Below are 14328 nucleotides of genomic sequence, written 5' to 3'. Positions count from 1 at the left end.
CAGAAGCTTAGGAGAACCCCCGTGGCAGCACGGTGACCGGGCAGGACGACGACCGCAGCACCTTCATCGCCAGCTCGCCCAGGAACACCCGATGAGGCTGGGCGTCCTCGCCGGCGGCGCAGACCAGCAGCTCGCCGGGCAGCCACTCGACGTCCTTGAGCGCGGCCTGGACGTCGTGGCCCTCGGCCACCTCCGACTCGGCCTCGATGCCGGTGCTCTCCCAGGCCAGCCGTACGGCCAGGGCGAGGTCGTCGCGCAGCTTGCCCTGGTTCTCGGTGCGCAGGTCGAGGGTGATCAGCCGGAGCGGCACGTCGAGCCGGAGCGCCGCCTGGGCCACCCGCTCGACCGCCGCGTCGCACTGCGGCCGGTGGACGTAGGCCAGGGTGAGCCGGGCGGGCTCGTCGGGCGGCACGTAGCCCGAGGGCGCCAGCATCACCGCCTCCGGCGACAGGTGCAGCAGGTGGTCGGCGGTGCTGCCGACGGCGATGCGGCCGTACTGGCCGCCGCTCGCCGAGCCGACCACGATCAGGTCGGCCCTGATCCTGCTGGCCAGCACCGACAGCCCGCGGCCGGTGCCCCGGCTCTCGAACGCCATGTACTCGGCCGGGACGACGCCCAGCTCCTCACCCGCGTGCGCCAGGTTGGCCTGGGCCTCGACGGCCAGCCCCGGGCTGCCCGGGGGATAGATCGACGCCACCGTGAGCTCGCCCCCGGTCAGCCGGGTGATGGCGGCCCCGAGTGCGAGGGCGTCCCGCCCACCGGGGTCGTTGCTGTAGCCGACGATCACGTGCTCTCCGATCACGTTTGCCTCCTTACCCGCTCTGAGCTGGGAATACGCGGTCTCTGTCGATGCGTTTGCAACGGTTGGAGGCGTAAAAACAGTGAAGATCACCCTTGACACCCGTTTCAACGGGTCCCTCGGCCCGGTCACCCTTCGTGAAGCGGTTCAGCACCTCAAGGCGCACGACCTGACGTGCACGGTCCCCGCCGGCGTCGTCGAGCAGAAGGTCACCGTCTTCTCCGACTGCGTGGAGCGCGGTTTCACCCCGCTGCGCAGCGAGATCATGGCCGCGTACTACATGGCCGAGTGGGACGCCACCGCCGAGGCGTTCGACCGCGGGCTCATCACCGAAGGCGAGCTGGAGCAGAGGCGCGCCCTCCTCGTGCGCCAGTATCTTGGGTAAGGACCAGAATCGCCCTTTCGGTCGAAGCATTTGACGATCAAAGTTCATAAGGTCGTGTCCACTACCCGTTCACGGATTGGACACCTGTGTACCGCGACATCGTCGACTTCGCTCTGACCACGCCCGGGTGGCTGCACGCCCTCGCCGAGTTCGGCACGGACGCCGGCCTGTTCATCTTCGCGGCGCTGTTCCTCGTGTGCTGGTGGCGGGCCCGCCAGGCCCCCGCCCGCGACCTCGCGCTCGCCATCGCCGGGCCGGCCGGGGTGGTGGGCGCGTACATCGTGAGCGAGGGCGTGAAGCTGCTGGTCCGGGAGGACCGGCCGTGCCGCGGCGGCATCGCCACGATCGCGGCCTGCCCGCCCTCCACGGACTGGTCCTTCCCCAGCAACCACACCGTGATCGCCGCCGGGGCGGCGGGCACGCTCATCCTGGTCTGGCGCGCCCTGGCCTGGGTGGTGCTGCCGCTGGCCGCCCTGATGGGCTTCTCCCGGGTGTTCGTCGGCGTGCACTACCCGCACGACGTGGCCGGCGGCTTCCTGCTCGGCCTGGTGCTCGCGCCGCTGTTCGCGTTGCTGCTGGTCGGCGCGGTCACCCCCGCGGTCAGGCTCGCGCGAAGCCGTCTGTCGCCGCGATGAGCCGGTCGACGATGCCGGGCTCGGTCGCCGCGTGCCCGGCGTCGTGCACCACCTGGAAGTCGGCCTCGGGCCAGGCCTTGTGCAGGTCCCAGGCGGTGGCCATGGGCGTGCAGGCGTCGTAGCGGCCCTGGATGATCACGGCCGGGATGTGCCGGACGCGGTCGACGTCCCTGATGAGCTGCTCGGGCTCGAACCAGCCGCCGTGGTGGAAGTAGTGGTTCTCGATCCTGGCGAACGACACCGCCATCTTGTCCTCGCCGAACTCCGCCACCAGGCTCGGGTCGGGCAGCAGCGTGATCGTGGCGCCCTCCCACTGGGACCACGCCTTGGCCGCCGCGAGCCGGACCGCGTCGTCGTCGCCTTCGAGCCGGGCGCGGTAGGCGGCCATGAGGTCGCCGCGCTCCTCGACCGGGATCGGCGCCAGGTACGACTCCCACAGGTCGGGGAACAGGTAGCTCGCGCCTTCCTGATAGAACCAGCGCAGCTCGTGCGGGCGCAGCGTGAAGATGCCGCGCAGCACCAGCTCGGTCGTACGGTCGGGGTGCGTCTGGGCGTAGGCCAGCGACAGCGCGCTGCCCCACGACCCGCCGAACACCTGCCACCGCTCGATGCCCAGGTGCTCGCGCAGCCGTTCCATGTCGGCCACCAGGTTCCAGGTGGTGTTGGCGGCCAGCGACGTGCCCGGCGTGCTGGCGTGCGGCAGGCTGCGCCCGCAGTTGCGCTGGTCGAACAGGACGATGCGGTACAGCTCGGGGTTCCACTGCCGGCGGTGGTTGGCGCTGCACCCGGCGCCCGGCCCGCCGTGCAGCATGACGGCCGGCTTTCCGTCGGGGTTGCCGCAGACCTCCCAGTAGATCTGGTTGCCTTCACCCACGTCGAGCAGGCCGGACTCGTAGGGTTCGATGGGCGGGTACAGAGTTCTCATGTCTCGCGATCCTGCCATGGAGCAGGAGTAAGCCGAATTGTGCCGGTCCGCGCCTAGAGTGACCGTATGGACCTGGTGACGATCGACGACATCCGCGCGGCGGCCGGGCGGATCAACGGAACCGCGGTGCGCACGCCGCTCCTGAGGATGGGCGAGGCGTGGCTGAAGCCAGAGAGCCTCCAGCCGGTCGGGTCGTTCAAGATCCGCGGCGCCTACAACGCGCTGGCCGCGCTGCGTCCGGCCGGCGTCGTCACGCACTCCTCCGGCAACCACGGCCAGGCGCTGGCGTTCGCGGCGGCGCAGTTCGGCGTGCCGTGCGTGGTCGTCGTGCCCGAGGGCACCCCGGCGGTCAAGGCGGCGGCGATCGAGGGATGGGGCGCCGAGCTGGTGGTCGTGCCGCCCGACCAGCGCGAGGTGACGGCCGAGCGGCTGGCCGGCGAGCGCGGCCTGACGCTGGTGCCGCCCTACGACCACCGCGCGATCATCGCCGGGCAGGGCACGATCGGGTTGGAGATCGTCGAGGACCTGCCGGACGTCGAGGCGGTGCTCGTGCCGGTCAGCGGCGGCGGGCTGGCCGCCGGCGTGGCGGCGGCGGTCAAGGCGCTGCGGCCCGACGTCCGCGTGTACGGCGTGGAGCCCGAGCTGGCCGCCGACGCCGCCGAGAGCCTGGCGGCCGGGCACGTGGTGGCCTGGGAGACCACCCGCACGTTCCGGACCATCGCCGACGGGCTGCGCGTGAACCAGGTGTCCGAGCTGACCTTCGCCCACCTGCGCGAACACCTCGAAGGCATCGTCACCGTGTCGGAGGACGAGCTGCGGGCGGCCATGCGGCACATCGCGCGCACGGCCCGGCTGGTGGCCGAGCCCAGCGGCGCGGCGACCACGGCCGCCCTGCTGTCGGGCCGCGTCCCCGCCGGGCGCACGGTGGCCGTGCTGTCCGGGGGGAACGTCGATCCGGAGCTGTTCGCCCAGGTCTACGCCTGAGCCCAGGCGTGGCGGGTGAGGAACCCGCGCTCGCCGGTGGCGTACTCGTGGAAGGCCTGCTGCACCTCGGCCAGCTCGGGCACCACCGCGCGGACCATCGCGCCCTCCTTGTACTCCAGCTCGTAACCGGGGGAGACCTGGAGGAAGTGCCGGCCGAAGTTCACCAGGGCGACGAACGGGTTCTGCGGCGACAGGGTGGCCAGGACGTCCTGGACCAGCCCGAGGTCGGGGTCGTGCACGACCATCCCGTCGCCGGTGTGGAGCTGCATGCCCTCGTACACGCCGAGCGGGGCCACGTTGTGCACCAGGTCGCGCTGGGGGTCGTAGCAGACCAGGCCGTGCGCGCGGGCGGTGGTGAACACCTGGGCCGAGCTCTCGTCCATCGTGTCCAGGTCCATCGTCACCAGGACGTGCCCGGGGTACAGGGTGACCTGCCCGGGCAGCTCCTTCGCGACGTCGGGCACGTCCCCCTCGACGGGGTCGCTCCGCTTCACCGCCAGATACGTGGTCCGGGCCTGATCCCTGCTGATCGGCACGGGCTCGTCCCAGACCATCAACTCAACGCTCATCGGTCCATCTTGCCGAACGACCACCGTGCCGGCGCGCCACTGGGGTCAAGAGTCCGTGATGTACGGTTCAGCGCGGTTTCTCGGACTGGGGCACCAGCTCCACCGTGCAATGGGCGCACCGGCTGGCCTCGGCGGGGATGTCGGACAGGCACTCGGGGCACTCCTTGGTCGTCGCGGCCTTGTCGCGGTCGAACAGGTGGATCAGCCGCGTCATCGGGGCCACGACCAGCCAGTAGACGACCGCCGCGATGACCAGGAAGGTCAGCAGGTGGTTGAGGAAGTCGCCGTACTTGAACTGGCTGCCGTTGATCGTGAAGGAGTATTCGGCGAAGTTCGGCTGCCGGCCGCCGGTCACCGCGCCGATGAGCGGGGTGATGAGATCGGTGACCAGTGCCTGGACGAGCCCGCTGAAGGTCGCGCCGACGATGACGGCGACGGCCAGCTCGACGATGTTGCCTCGGAGTAAGAACTTCTTGAAACCGCCCATGGAGTCGGCATATTGCCGGGGGCCGCGGCCTGAAACCCCGATGGCCCCCGACAGAGCCCGATGGAGAACGTCGTGGCCGGTCAGGCCTGGGGCGCGAGCCGTTCGAGATCGAAGTGGCCGCGCCGCACGCCGTCGAGGAACGCGGCCCACTCGTCGGTGGTGAACGACAGGACGGCACCGCTGGCGTCCTGACTTCCCCGCACCCAGACCCGGTCGGCGAGCATGGTGACCTCGACGCAGTCGCCATTGTTGCACCGTTGCCAGCGTGCCTGGTCAAGGGCAGGTGGGCGTTTCATCCATTACCTCCTGAAGGCGGCTGTAGAGGTATTGAGCCGAAGGTGATTTTACCTTGACAGCCGAGGATGACCAGGCGACAAAAGGGGCAGTGCACCCGCAGGTGCCGACAAAACAAAAGGCGGGCGTCCGTGAGGACGACCGCCGGAAAAAAGCGCCGCGCGCTCAGTCGGACTGACGTATTCCATGCAGGAACGCGTCCCATTCCCGGGCGCTGAACGTGAGGACAGGGCCGGCCGGGTTCTTGTTGTCCCGCACGCCGATCTCGCCGGGTGACAGCAACGCGACCTCGACGCATTCTCCGTTGTTGCAGCGCGACGCGGCCCGCCACCGCGGACCCGCCTGGACGTCAGGGTGGTGGGACGTCATTGTCTCCCCCTCGTGCATCGACAATGGGCGCGGCGGCGGTCGGACCTCGCCGGGCGCGCTGGAACGGTGTTGTTCGGACACCGGCGATCTCACGTGGAGAGCGAAAGTGTCCCAATGGATGAACAGTAGCACCTGGCACTTGCCACGGAAGCGAGGTCCCGATGTGTCGGAGGCATCATGCCAGGTGACCGGAAAAAAGAGATGATCTTGTGATGAAGTGCTAAGCGAAGTTTGTGGCCATCTCGATAATTCGCCGCTTCGATTCCTGGATGCCCAGGGCCTCGGCCCGCAGATGGTCGATGATCTCACGAAACCGCCGGACCACCTTATCGGCCTCCAGGTAGAAAAGGCCCATTTGATGTTCCACGAAAATGGTGTCGGCGATGCCGGAGTCATGGTCGAACTCCATGAGCCGGAAGGTGCTGTCGAAACCCACGTGCGCCCCCGCCGTGAACGGGATCACCTGGATGGTGACGTGCGGCAGCTCGCTCAGCTCGATGAGCCGGTCGAGCTGTTCACGCATGGTCTGCCGGCTGCTCACGTGCCGATAGAGCACCGACTCGTCCAGCAGGACCCAGTAGCGCAGGGTGTCGGGCCGGTGCAGCCACTCCTGGCGTTTCATCCGCACCCTGACCCGGTCGTCGAGCACGTCGGGCGCGATGCGGGGCAGCCAGCCGCGGATCACGGCGCGGGCGTAGTCCTCGGTCTGGAGCAGGCCGGGCACGGTGGTGATCTCGTACTCGGTGATGGCGCTGGCCTCCGCCTCCAGGCCGAGCATCTGCCGCAGCTCGCGGTTGTCGTAGAACTGCCACCACTCCTTCTGCCTGGCGTCCTTGGCCAGCGTCATGAGCTGGGCGGACTCGGCGGAGGAGACGTCGTACAGGCGGCACAGGTCGCGCACGTCGCGCAGGCTGACGCCGCGCTGGGCGGTCTCGATCCGGCTGATCTTGGCCGGGGAGCACAGGAGGAGCTGGGCGACCTCGGCGATGCTGAGGTTCTTCTCGTTGCGCAGCTCGCGTAGGCGCATCGCCAGTTGCCGCTGCCGGAGCGTCGGGTTGGGGATGGTCATCGCCGCACACTCCCTTTCCGCGCGGTGGCCGGTCGCCCCGGAGCGTACCCCCGGGTTCGGTTTCGAAGGCATGTGCGGTAGGTAATCGTCACCGGCACGTTCCTATGGCAAGTGCCAATTCGGGGTGGGTTTCCGGTGTCGGAGGGTAAAAGTCAGCCAAGCCGTAAGAGAGGGGGATGCCCTGGGGCTGATTTGATCAAACCACCAGAGATCGAAATGCCGCGTTCATTCCCTGACGTGATGGCTCACCAGAGGCCGTCCGTCACTTAAGGCTGGGCCGACGGGGGCTCGTCGGCCCGGCTGCGACGATCGTTCGCTCCTGCCAGAGCGAGGATCGACCGTCCTGATCGCGGGGGATCGGGGACGCAGCGTCGCGTCGCCCGATCGCGGGTGCGGATCCGGTGCGCGGGGGCCGCGCACCGGATCCGTGAACCTCGCCGCACTCCCCACCGGGCCGAACACGTGAGCCGCCTTCGACACCGCGCCGTCGGAGGCGGCTCACTCGATTTTTCGGAGTATTCCGGACGGACGCGTGGGAAGGAACAGGGTGGCCTTGTCCGCCGGAGCGGGGGAACGGAACATGGGGAGAGACCGCAAGGGAGCCTCGATGATCGAGATCTGGCCTGGAGACCCCTATCCTCTCGGGGCGACGTACGACGGCGCGGGCACGAACTTCTCGCTCTACACCGAGGTCGCCCAGGCGGTGGAGCTGTGCCTGTTCGACGAGGACAACGTCGAGTCGCGGGTGCCGCTCACGGAGGTCGACGGGTTCATCTGGCACGGATACCTGCCGGGCATCGGCCCCGGCCAGCGTTACGGCTACCGCGTGCACGGGCCGTACGAGCCGGCGCGCGGGCTGCGCTGCAACCCCAACAAGCTGCTGCTCGACCCGTACGCGATGGCGATCGAGGGCGGCGTCGACTGGCACGAGGCGGTCTACGGCTACCGGTTCGGCCAGCCGGACACGCGCAACGACGCCGACTCCTCCCCGTACGTGCCGCGGTCCATCGTGATCAACCCGTTCTTCGGGTGGGGGCACGACCGGCCGCCGGCGACGCCGTACCACGACACGGTGATCTACGAGGCCCACGTGCGCGGGCTGACGATAAGCCATCCCAAGATCCCCAAGCACCTGCGCGGCACGTACGCGGCGCTCGGCCACCCCGAGATCCTCGACCACCTCACCAAGCTCGGCGTGACGGCGCTGGAGCTGATGCCGGTGCACCAGTTCGTCACCGACCACATCCTGGAGCAGCGCGGCCTGTCCAACTACTGGGGCTACAACTCCATCGGCTTCTTCGCCCCGCACAACCGCTACTCCAGCACCGGGCAGCGCGGCGGGCAGGTGCTGGAGTTCAAGGCGATGGTGCGCAGCCTGCACGAGGCGGGCATCGAGGTCATCCTCGACGTGGTCTACAACCACACCGCCGAGGGCAACCACCTCGGGCCGACGCTGGGGTTCAGGGGCATCGACAACAGCAACTACTACCGCCTGGTCGAGAACGACAAGCGCTACTACGTCGACACCACCGGCACCGGCAACAGCCTGCTCATGCGCTCGCCGCACGTCCTGCAGATGATCATGGACTCGCTCCGCTACTGGGTCATCGAGATGCACGTCGACGGGTTCCGCTTCGACCTCGCCTCCACCCTCGCCCGCGAGCTGCACGAGGTCGACCGGCTGAGCGCGTTCTTCGACCTGGTGCAGCAGGACCCGGTGTTGTCGCAGGTCAAGCTCATCGCCGAGCCCTGGGACGTCGGCCCCGGCGGCTACCAGGTCGGCAACTTCCCCTCGCGCTGGACCGAGTGGAACGGCCGCTACCGCGACACGATCCGCGACCTGTGGCGCGGGCAGGCCGCCACGCTGCCCGAGTTCGGCTCCCGCCTCACCGGGTCCAGCGACCTGTACAAGGACGACAGCCGCCGCCCGGCCGCCTCCATCAACTTCGTGACCTGCCACGACGGCTTCACCCTGCAGGATCTCGTCGCGTACAACGACAAGCACAACGAGGCGAACAAAGAGGGCAACCGCGACGGCACCGACGACAACCGGTCGTGGAACTGCGGCGAGGAGGGCCCGGCGAGCCTGGCCATCGAGTCGCTGCGTGAGCAGCAGAAACGCAACTTCCTCACCACGTTGTTCCTGTCGCAGGGCGTGCCGATGCTCTCGCACGGCGACGAGCTGGGCCGCACCCAGAAGGGCAACAACAACGGCTACTGCCAGGACAACGAGCTGACCTGGGTCGACTGGTCCGACATCAGGGAGAACTGGCTGCTGCTGGAGTTCACCCAGGAGCTCGCGGCGCTGCGGAAGAAACATCCGGTCTTCCGGCGCAGGAGGTTCTTCTACGGCAGGCCGGTCCGCGGGCTGAGCGACATCGCCTGGCTCACCCCGTCCGGGGAGGAGATGACCGACAGCGACTGGAACGTCGGCTACGCCAAGTCGCTGGCCGTCTTCCTCAACGGCGACGCCATCACCGAGCCCGACCGGCGCGGCCGCCCGATCCGGGACGACTCCTTCCTGCTGCTGTTCAACGCCCACCACGACACGATCAAGTTCACGATCCCCCAGGACTACGGCGAGATGTGGCACACCGAGATCGACACCGCGATGCCCATCAGGCTCGACGTGCGGATGGTGCGCGCGGGCGAGGCGATCGAGGTGCCCGGACGGAGTGTGCGGGTGCTGCGCCGTGTCTAGGCCGGCCTCGACGTACCGGGTGCAGCTCACCCCCGACTTCGGTTTCGCCCAGGTCGCCGAGATCGCCGGCTACCTGCGCGACCTCGGCGTCAGCCACGTCTACCTGTCGCCGGTGTTGCAGGCCACGCCCGGGTCGCGGCACGGCTACGACGTCGTCGACCACTCCAGGATCAGGGAGGAGTTCGGCGGGGCCACCGGCTTCCGCGAGATGGCCCAGGAACTGGCCGCGCACGACCTGGGCATCGTCATCGACATCGTGCCCAACCACATGAACACGATGAACGCCCAGTTCTGGTCGGTGCTCAAGGACGGGCCCGCCTCGCCGTACGCGAACTGGTTCGACATCGAGTGGGTGGACGGGAAAGTGGCGCTGCCGGTGCTCGGCGACGACACCGAGCCCGTGGTCGACGGCGACGTCCTGCGCTACCACGAGCACGCCTTCCCCCACCCGGGCCACTACCGGCTGGTCGACTGGCGCGAGGGCCCCGGCTACCGGCGCTTCTTCGACGTCTCCTCGCTGATCGGGCTGCGCGTGGAGGACCCGGCGGTGTTGTTCGCCACGCACGAGGTGATCTTCTGGCTGCTCGACGAGGGCCTGGTCGACGGGTTGCGCATCGACCATCCCGACGGCCTGGCCGACCCCCGCGGCTACCTCGACCGGCTGCGCGAGCGGACCGGCGGCCCCTGGACGGTCGTGGAGAAGATCCTCATCGGCCCGGAGCGGCTGCAGCCCGACTGGGCCTGCGACGGCACGACCGGCTACGAGGTGCTCAACCGGGTCAACGGCCTGTTCGTCGACCCCTCGGGCAAGGAACCGCTGGTCCGGCTGTTCAGCGAGCTGACCGGGCAGCCCGACGAGTACCGTCCGGTCATGACGCAGGCCAAGCGCGAGGTGCTCGACCTGTTCTTCGGGGCGGAGATCGACCGGCTGGCCAGGGTCACCGGCTGCGAAGCCGCCGCGGTGTCGGAGCTGCTGGCCGCGATGCCGCTCTACCGCGCGTACCTGGTGCCGGGGGAGGAGCCGCCGCCCGAGTCGGTGGAGATCGTCGAGCTGGCCGCCGCGGAGTGCTCGCCCGCCGTGCGGCCGCTCGTCCGGGAGGTCCTGTACGGCTCGCCGGAGGCGATCGTGCGCTTCCAGCAGACGTGCGGGCCGGTCATGGCCAAGGGCGTGGAGGACACCGCGCTGTACCGGTGGTTCCCGCTGTCGTGCCTCAACGAGGTGGGCGGCGAGCCGGACGTGTTCGGCGTCTCGGTCGAGGAGTTCCATGACTTCTGCGGGGAGATGTCCCCGTACACGATGACCACCCTCTCCACCCACGACACCAAGCGGTCGGAGGACGTGCGGGCCCGGTTGTCGGTGTTGTCGGAGATGCCGCGGGAGTGGGCGTCCGTGGTGTCGGAGTGGTCGCGGGAGCTCTCCTTCGACCCGCACCTCGACTACCTGGCCTGGCAGAACCTCATGGCCGCCTGGCCGATCTCCGCGGAACGCCTCACCGACTACCTGCTCAAGGCGGCTCGCGAGGCCAAGACCGCGATCTCGTGGGTGCGTCCCGACGCCGGCTATGAGCGGCGGCTGCGGGAGTTCGCGCAGGCCGCCGTGCGGCTGCCGGTGGAGGAGTTCACCGAGCGCATCGAGCCGTTCGCGATGTCGAACTCGCTCGGGGCCAAGCTGGTGCAGCTCATGATGCCCGGGGTGCCCGACGTGTACCAGGGCAACGAGACCACCGACTTCTCGCTGGTCGATCCGGACAACCGGCGGCCCGTGACGTACCCGCGCAAGCCCGAGACCTCCTGGGACGCCGCCAAGCTCCTGGTCACGACGCAGGCGTTGCGGCTGCGCAGGCGGCTCGGGGGCGCGGCGCCGTACCTGCCGTTGCGGGCGGAGGGTGAGGCGGCCGAGCACGCGATCGCCTTCGCCCGGGGCGAAGGCCCGCGGGCGGTGGCGGTCGCCACCAGGCTGCCGGTACGCCTCGCGCGCCGCTCCGCGGTCGCCGGCCACTCGGTGTGGGGCGACACCACCTTGACGCTGCCCGGCGGATCCTGGCGCGACCTGCTCACCGGCGAGCCGCACTCGGGGACGGTTCCGCTGGCCCGGCTGCTCGATCAGTACCCCGTCTCACTGCTGGAGCGACATGATCTTTGAGGTCTGGGCACCGAAGGCCACGGCTGTCGAGGTCGACGTTCTGGACGGACGCCGGCCGATGTCCCAGGGGGAGAGAGGCTGGTGGTGGGCCGAGGTCGCCGAGGCCGGCCACGGCACCAGGTACGCCTTCGTCCTCGACGGCGGCGGGCCCTACCCCGACCCGCGCTCCCGGCGGCAGCCCGAGGGGGTGTTCGGGCCGAGCGCGGTCTACGAGCACGACCGCTTCACCTGGTCCGACCACGACTGGAAGGGCCGCGACCTGCGCGGTTCGGTGATCTACGAGCTGCACGTCGGCACGTTCACCGGCGAGGGCACGTTCGCCGCGGCGATCGAGCGGCTGGAGCACCTGGTCGAGCTCTGCGTGGACTTCGTGGAGATCATGCCGGTCGCCCCCGTCCCCGGCGGGCGCAACTGGGGGTACGACGGCGTCGACCTCTACGCGGTCAACGAGACGTACGGCGGGCCCGACGGGCTGAAGTCGTTCGTGGACGCGTGCCATCGGGCCGGGATCGGCGTCATCCTGGACGTGGTCTACAACCACCTGGGGCCGTCGGGCAACTTCCTCCACCCCTTTGGTCCGTATTTTTCCGGCTTTGCTGGTAGCTATTGGGGCGAAGCGGTCAACCTGGACGGGCCGGGGTCCGACGAGGTCCGCCGGTACTTCGTCGGCAACGCCGTCCAGTGGCTGCGCGACTACCACATCGACGGGCTGCGGCTGGACGCCGTCCACGCGCTGCACGACCGGCGCGCCCGCCACCTGCTGGCCGAGCTGTCGGAGGAGGTCGACGCGCTGGCCTGCTCGCTCGGCCGGCCGCTGTCGCTGATCGCCGAGTCCGACCTCAACGACCCGCGCATGGTACGCCCGCTGGAGGCCGGCGGCCTGGGGATGACCGCGCAGTGGAACGACGACGTCCACCACGCCCTGCACACCGCCGTGAGCGGCGAGAGCCGCGGCTACTACGAGGACTTCGCCGACCCGTCGGCGCTGGCCCGGGTGCTGACCCGGGGCGTGCTGCACGACGGCGGCTACTCCAGCTTCCGCGACCGGGCGCACGGGCAGCCCTTCACCGGCGTGCCCGGCCACCGGCTGGTCGCCTGCCTGCAGAACCACGACCAGATCGGCAACCGGCCCGGCGGCGACCGCCTGCCCGTGTCCGCGCTCAGGCTCGGGGCCGGTTTGCTGCTGACCTCGCCGTTCACGCCGATGTTGTTCATGGGGGAGGAGTGGGGGGCCGGCACGCCGTTCCTGTTCTTCTCCGACCACGTGGAGCCCGAGCTGCGGGAGAGCGAGGGCACGCGGCGCGAGCGCGAGTTCGACGGCTTCGGGTACGCCTGGGACGCGCCGAACCCGTCCGAGGAGGAGGCGTTCCTCCGTTCCAAGCTGGACTGGAGCGAGCTGAAGGAGGAGGAGAACTGGTCCCTGCTGTGCTGGTACCGGGACCTCATCGCGCTGCGCAAGGCGCTGCCCGAGCTGTCGGACCCGCGGCTGGACCGGGTGCGGGTGGAGGCCGATCCGGCGGGCAGGTGGCTGGTCATGTGGCGCGGGACGGTGTGCGTCAGCGTCAACTTCTCCCCGGAGACGCTGACGTTGCCGCCGGCGGGCGCCACCCTCCTCCTGGCCTCGGACGACCCGGTCGCCACCGGCCCCGACGGCCTCCGCCTCCCCGGCCAAACCCTCGCCATCACCCGCACCACTCCCTGACCGGACGCCCCCGCCTCCTCGGCCAGCCCCTCGCCACCCCTGACCGGACGGCCTCCGCCTCCCCGGTGGTTGTCCACAGGGTGGGGGCCGGTCGGCGGGTTCGTCCCCAGAACCCGGTTCGGCCGCACCGCGGGCGGCCACGTTCCGGATCCTGGGTGCCTCACCACGTTTTCGAAGGCGAGGCACCTCATGAAGATCGTTCTGCCGCTCCCCGCCATGCTGACCTCACTGTTCGTCGTTGCCGTGGAGCACCTGCCGTTCGACGTCGACACCTTCGTGCCCTGGCGCGTCCCCGGGCCGTACCGGAAGGCGGCCCGTGACGCGCTCGACGCCCCGCCGTCCCTGACCGTCACCCATGTCCCCGCCCCCTGGCGACCGGCCAGCCTCACCCTCACAGGCGACGAACGACGCCGGCTTCGCCGGGCCGGGCAACACGTGCTGGTGTCCACCACCGCGCCCCCACGCCGCCTGCCAGGCAACGCGCAGACCGCCAGAGCCGTCGCCCGCGCCCTCGCCCGCCAGTGCGACGGCCTGCTGATCGACCCGTCCACCGCATCGGCCGTGCCCGCCTGCCCGAGGTCGCCGGGCGAGCCGGAAGACTTCCGCCTCGGCGACGACTGGCTCACCTGGGACGTGCAGATGCGCGACGACGCCACCTGCCCCCCATGGGACCCGTCCGAGACGGCCGCCTGCGACTGCCTGCGCGTCACCTCGCGCGGCCTGCGCCGCTTCGCGCTCCCGGAGATCACCCTCGACGGCGCCGCCTGCGCTCACAGCCTCTGCGCGACCGCCCTCCTCCGATCGGTGGCCCATCGCCTGGTCGCCGACCAGCTCGCCCACCTGCGGGCGCACCCACTGGCCAGCTGCCACGAGATCGACGACCTCCTGCGGATCCAGCCGTCCGGCGCCCTTCGGGGCGTCCCGCCGTTCGGCGTGCGGCTGACCCCGTGCGACGCCGACCTCGCTGACCTCGGCGAGCCGGGCAGCTCGGGCGCCATCCGCCGCCTGAAGGTGGGCCCCGCCCCCGGCAGCGGCCGGCTCACCTGCCTGAAGGTGGGGCCGCCGTCCGGCTTCACCGGCTCGGTCAACGACTGGCTCCGCGTCGCCGGCAGCCTCGACCTGACCTCCGCCGACCACCCCGCACGCCCGGCCCTCGCCGCCTGACCCCCGCCCCCGCGAGACGGCCAGACCCATGGAGCACGTACGTGCCTCCCGGCTCATCCGCACGTTTCACGACCCCGGCGAAGGCCATCGGGCCCGGTCCGG

14 protein-coding genes are annotated in these 14328 nt (G+C 70.1%); 7 read left to right on the top strand and 7 right to left on the bottom strand.

What is annotated here, in order from left to right; genetic code table 11:
* Window positions 1-7: 7 nt before the first annotated feature.
* Window positions 8-802, bottom strand: coding sequence for a universal stress protein (locus AB0J46_RS01640; RefSeq protein WP_352349903.1), 795 nt, complete (start codon window positions 800-802; stop codon window positions 8-10).
* A gap of 79 nt (window positions 803-881) precedes the next feature.
* Between AB0J46_RS01640 and AB0J46_RS01635 the strand changes: the two genes are divergently transcribed.
* Together AB0J46_RS01635 and AB0J46_RS01630 are read left to right on the top strand one after the other, a co-directional pair.
* The gene (locus AB0J46_RS01635; RefSeq protein WP_364324920.1) at window positions 882-1184 is read left to right on the top strand and encodes a hypothetical protein; all 303 of its coding nucleotides are present in this window, start codon (window positions 882-884) and stop codon (window positions 1182-1184) included.
* An 86-nt stretch (window positions 1185-1270) separates the two neighbouring features.
* Complete coding sequence (locus tag AB0J46_RS01630) at window positions 1271-1819, top strand: phosphatase PAP2 family protein (RefSeq protein ID WP_358283356.1); 549 nt, start codon at window positions 1271-1273, stop codon at window positions 1817-1819.
* Here AB0J46_RS01630 and pip read toward each other — a convergent pair.
* Entirely contained in the window at window positions 1785-2744 is a 960-nt protein-coding gene (gene pip / locus AB0J46_RS01625; RefSeq protein WP_364324919.1) for a prolyl aminopeptidase, read from the bottom strand. The genes AB0J46_RS01630 and pip overlap by 35 nt on opposite strands.
* A gap of 66 nt (window positions 2745-2810) precedes the next feature.
* On the opposite strand from pip, the gene AB0J46_RS01620 reads away from it, so the two are divergent.
* Entirely contained in the window at window positions 2811-3728 is a 918-nt protein-coding gene (locus tag AB0J46_RS01620) for a threonine/serine dehydratase (protein ID WP_364324917.1), read from the top strand.
* On the opposite strand, the gene AB0J46_RS01615 is transcribed toward AB0J46_RS01620, so the two are convergent.
* From AB0J46_RS01615 to AB0J46_RS01595, 5 genes are all read right to left on the bottom strand, one after another.
* On the bottom strand, window positions 3719-4297 hold the full coding sequence (locus AB0J46_RS01615) for a hypothetical protein (protein WP_364324915.1): 579 nt from the start codon (window positions 4295-4297) through the stop codon (window positions 3719-3721). The two genes, AB0J46_RS01620 and AB0J46_RS01615, sit on opposite strands and share 10 nt — an antisense overlap.
* 67 nt (window positions 4298-4364) lie before the next feature.
* Window positions 4365-4784 carry a large conductance mechanosensitive channel protein MscL gene (gene mscL, locus AB0J46_RS01610; protein WP_352349915.1) on the bottom strand — a complete coding sequence of 140 codons (420 nt, stop codon included), beginning with the start codon at window positions 4782-4784 and terminating at the stop codon, window positions 4365-4367.
* Between the two features lie 80 nt (window positions 4785-4864).
* A complete protein-coding gene (locus tag AB0J46_RS01605; protein ID WP_364324913.1) occupies window positions 4865-5080 on the bottom strand; it encodes a DUF397 domain-containing protein in 216 nt (71 codons plus the stop codon).
* 163 nt (window positions 5081-5243) lie between these two features.
* Entirely contained in the window at window positions 5244-5447 is a 204-nt protein-coding gene (locus tag AB0J46_RS01600; protein WP_364324911.1) for a DUF397 domain-containing protein, read from the bottom strand.
* A gap of 220 nt (window positions 5448-5667) precedes the next feature.
* Window positions 5668-6516, bottom strand: coding sequence for a helix-turn-helix transcriptional regulator (locus tag AB0J46_RS01595; RefSeq protein WP_364324908.1), 849 nt, complete (start codon window positions 6514-6516; stop codon window positions 5668-5670).
* 607 nt (window positions 6517-7123) lie between these two features.
* On the opposite strand from AB0J46_RS01595, the gene glgX reads away from it, so the two are divergent.
* The 4 genes from glgX (at window position 7124) to AB0J46_RS01575 (ending at window position 14226) form a co-directional block, all read left to right on the top strand.
* The gene (gene glgX / locus AB0J46_RS01590) at window positions 7124-9217 is read left to right on the top strand and encodes a glycogen debranching protein GlgX (protein ID WP_352349923.1); all 2094 of its coding nucleotides are present in this window, start codon (window positions 7124-7126) and stop codon (window positions 9215-9217) included.
* Complete coding sequence (gene treY / locus AB0J46_RS01585) at window positions 9210-11360, top strand: malto-oligosyltrehalose synthase (protein WP_364324905.1); 2151 nt, start codon at window positions 9210-9212, stop codon at window positions 11358-11360. The genes glgX and treY overlap by 8 nt, the downstream gene beginning before the upstream one ends.
* Complete coding sequence (gene treZ, locus AB0J46_RS01580) at window positions 11350-13062, top strand: malto-oligosyltrehalose trehalohydrolase (RefSeq protein WP_364324902.1); 1713 nt, start codon at window positions 11350-11352, stop codon at window positions 13060-13062. Before treY ends, treZ begins: the two co-directional genes overlap by 11 nt.
* A 189-nt stretch (window positions 13063-13251) precedes the next feature.
* Window positions 13252-14226, top strand: a complete 975-nt coding sequence (locus tag AB0J46_RS01575; RefSeq protein WP_364324899.1) for a hypothetical protein — start codon at window positions 13252-13254, stop codon at window positions 14224-14226.
* Window positions 14227-14328 lie beyond the last annotated feature (102 nt).

The organism is Nonomuraea sp. NPDC049758 (genome assembly GCF_040674635.1).
In the GTDB taxonomy this organism is placed as follows: Bacteria; Actinomycetota; Actinomycetes; order Streptosporangiales; family Streptosporangiaceae; genus Nonomuraea.
This window is presented reverse-complemented; position numbering and strand designations above follow the sequence as displayed.

Coding starts and splice junctions, on each gene's coding strand:
- AB0J46_RS01575 (WP_364324899.1), top strand. CDS start 13,252: ATGAAGATCGTTCTGCCGCTCCCCGCCATGCTGACCTCACTGTTCGTC.
- AB0J46_RS01620 (WP_364324917.1), top strand. CDS start 2,811: ATGGACCTGGTGACGATCGACGACATCCGCGCGGCGGCCGGGCGGATC.
- pip (WP_364324919.1), bottom strand. CDS start 2,744: ATGAGAACTCTGTACCCGCCCATCGAACCCTACGAGTCCGGCCTGCTC.
- mscL (WP_352349915.1), bottom strand. CDS start 4,784: ATGGGCGGTTTCAAGAAGTTCTTACTCCGAGGCAACATCGTCGAGCTG.
- AB0J46_RS01595 (WP_364324908.1), bottom strand. CDS start 6,516: ATGACCATCCCCAACCCGACGCTCCGGCAGCGGCAACTGGCGATGCGC.
- AB0J46_RS01615 (WP_364324915.1), bottom strand. CDS start 4,297: ATGAGCGTTGAGTTGATGGTCTGGGACGAGCCCGTGCCGATCAGCAGG.
- AB0J46_RS01605 (WP_364324913.1), bottom strand. CDS start 5,080: ATGAAACGCCCACCTGCCCTTGACCAGGCACGCTGGCAACGGTGCAAC.
- treZ (WP_364324902.1), top strand. CDS start 11,350: ATGATCTTTGAGGTCTGGGCACCGAAGGCCACGGCTGTCGAGGTCGAC.
- glgX (WP_352349923.1), top strand. CDS start 7,124: ATGATCGAGATCTGGCCTGGAGACCCCTATCCTCTCGGGGCGACGTAC.
- AB0J46_RS01600 (WP_364324911.1), bottom strand. CDS start 5,447: ATGACGTCCCACCACCCTGACGTCCAGGCGGGTCCGCGGTGGCGGGCC.